Source organism: Streptomyces odonnellii, assembly GCF_000981895.1.
GTDB lineage: Bacteria > Actinomycetota > Actinomycetes > Streptomycetales > Streptomycetaceae > Streptomyces > Streptomyces odonnellii.
Window position 1 is genome coordinate 1 of sequence record NZ_LATD01000590.1, and the last position, 2,553, is coordinate 2,553.

Sequence of the window (2,553 nt, forward strand, 5' to 3'; positions counted from 1 at the left end):
AGAACCGGGTCGAGCTGTACGCGCCCCAGATGCAGGCCGATGTGGTCCGCAGGACCGAGCTGGCCGCGCGGCTGCGTACCGCGCTGCACGACGGCGAGTTCGCCCTGCTCCACCAGCCGGTGGTGCAACTCGCCACCGGCCGGGTCTCCTTCGTCGCCGCCCAGGCCCGCTGGCGTTCGGCCCAGGGCATCCTCTTCACCCCCGCCGAGTTCCTGCGCGTCGCCGACGACAGCGACCGTACGGCGGAGCTCGGCCGCTGGCTGCTCGAAGAGGCCGTCGCCCAGGCCGCCGACCGCACCAGGGCCGGGCTCTCCGTACCGGTGGCCGTCCGGCTCCCGGCCCGCCGGCTGCTCGACAGATCCATGCCCCTCGGTTCCATCGAGACCCTGCTGACCCGCCATCGGCTGCCCTCCGGAGCCCTGGTGATCGAGCTGGCCGACACCGACCCGCGCGCCTCCCTGGACGAGCTGGAGCGCCGCCTCGTGGCGCTGCGCCGACTGGGCGTACGGATCGCGCTCGACGGCTTCGGCAGCGGCTACGGGGCGATAAGCGCCCTGCGCCGGCTCCCCCTGGACGTGGTGAAACTGGACCGCGGACTGGTGGAGGGCATCGTGGAGTCCGCCCGGCTGCACAAGATCACCGCCGGGCTGCTGCGGATCGCCGGCGACCTGGGCATGCAGTCGGTCGCGGACGGCGTCGACGTCCCCGAACAGGTGCTCGCCCTGCGCGCCATGGGCTGCACCCATGGTCAGGGCATGGCCTTCTCCGGGCCGCTCGACGAATACCGGCTCCGCCGCACCCTGGGAGCGGGCCCGTACAAGCTCCCCAGCGGTGGCGCGCTGTCCCTACTGACCGGGAGCGCCCTGCCCGTACGGCACACCCGCCAGCAGATCTCCGACCGGATCCCACGACCCCTCGATCCGCTCAAATAATGAGACTCCCGTCCCACCCGCTTGACAGTCGGGGCGCGCCGGAGGGAGGGTCTGAGCCATGCGCACCCGAATCCTCGTACTTGGAAAGCGCGTCGGCTGAAGCAGAGCCCCTCACCCGCTCTGCAGACCGCACCGACGCGCTCCCCTCGCTTGCCTCACGGCACGAGGGGTTTTTTGTTGCACCGGCACACCGCAAACCTCGCGAAAACCCTCACGCGATGACCCTCAGCTTCGAGAAGAGAATGCCGATGACCGAGCAGGCCACCGGGGCCCACCATCCGCAGCCGCGGGCCCGTAACGGCGGATCGACGCCCTCCAACGTTGAGCACGTCACGGGCGCCCAGTCCCTGATCCGTTCTCTTGAGGAAGTGGGCGCCGACACGGTATTCGGCATCCCCGGCGGCGCGATCCTGCCGGCCTACGACCCGATGATGGACTCCACCCGGGTCCGGCACGTCCTCGTCCGTCATGAGCAGGGCGCGGGCCACGCGGCCACCGGCTACGCCCAGGCCACCGGCCGGGTCGGGGTCTGCATGGCCACCTCCGGGCCCGGCGCCACCAATCTCGTCACCCCCATCGCCGACGCGCACATGGACTCCGTGCCGCTGGTCGCGATCACCGGCCAGGTGGCCAGCAAGGCCATCGGCACGGACGCCTTCCAGGAGGCGGACATCTGCGGCATCACCATGCCGATCACCAAGCACAACTTCCTGGTCACCAAGGCCGAGGACATCCCGCGCACCATCGCCGAGGCCTTCCACATCGCCTCGACGGGACGCCCCGGCCCCGTCCTGGTCGACATCGCCAAGGACGCCCTCCAGGCCCGTACGACCTTCTCCTGGCCGCCCACCCAGGACCTGCCCGGCTACCGCCCGGTGACCAAGCCGCACGCCAAGCAGATCCGCGAGGCGGCCAAGCTGATCACCCAGGCCAGGCGGCCCGTGCTCTATGTCGGCGGCGGTGTGATCAAGGCCGGCGCGACCGCCGAGCTGAAGGTCCTCGCCGAGCTGACCGGTGCCCCCGTCACCACCACCCTGATGGCGCTGGGTTCGTTCCCCGACAGCCACCCGCTGCATGTGGGCATGCCCGGTATGCACGGCTCGGTCACCGCCGTCACCGCGCTCCAGAAGGCCGACCTGATCATCGCCCTCGGCGCCCGCTTCGACGACCGTGTCACCGGCCGGCTCGACAGCTTCGCGCCGTACGCCAAGATCGTCCACGCCGATATCGACCCGGCCGAGATCGGCAAGAACCGCGCGGCCGACGTGCCGATCGTCGGCGACGCCAGGGAGGTCCTCGCCGATCTGGTGCAGGCCGTCCAGGCCGAGCACACCGCGGGCAACGTCGGCGACTACAGCGCCTGGTGGACGGACCTCAACCGCTGGCGCGAGACCTACCCCCTCGGCTACGACCAGCCCGAGGACGGCAGCCTCTCCCCGCAGCAGGTCATCGAGCGCATCGGCCGGCTCGCCCCGCCGGACACCATCTACGCGGCGGGCGTCGGCCAGCACCAGATGTGGGCGGCGCACTTCATCCAGTACGAGAAGCCCGCCACCTGGCTGAACTCGGGCGGCGCCGGGACCATGGGGTACGCCGTCCCGGCCGCCATGGGTGCCAAGGC

At 71.2% G+C, this 2,553-nt stretch carries 2 protein-coding genes; both read left to right on the plus strand.

Annotated elements, in window-relative coordinates; translation table 11 throughout:
- The coding region (locus WH07_RS35395) for an EAL domain-containing protein (RefSeq protein ID WP_046509294.1) at positions 1 to 932 on the plus strand (932 nt) is incomplete at its 5' end.
- Positions 933 to 1,174: 242 nt separating this feature from the next.
- Positions 1,175 to 2,553: biosynthetic-type acetolactate synthase large subunit (ilvB, locus tag WH07_RS35400; RefSeq protein WP_046509296.1), on the plus strand; the 1,379-nt coding region annotated here is incomplete at its 3' end.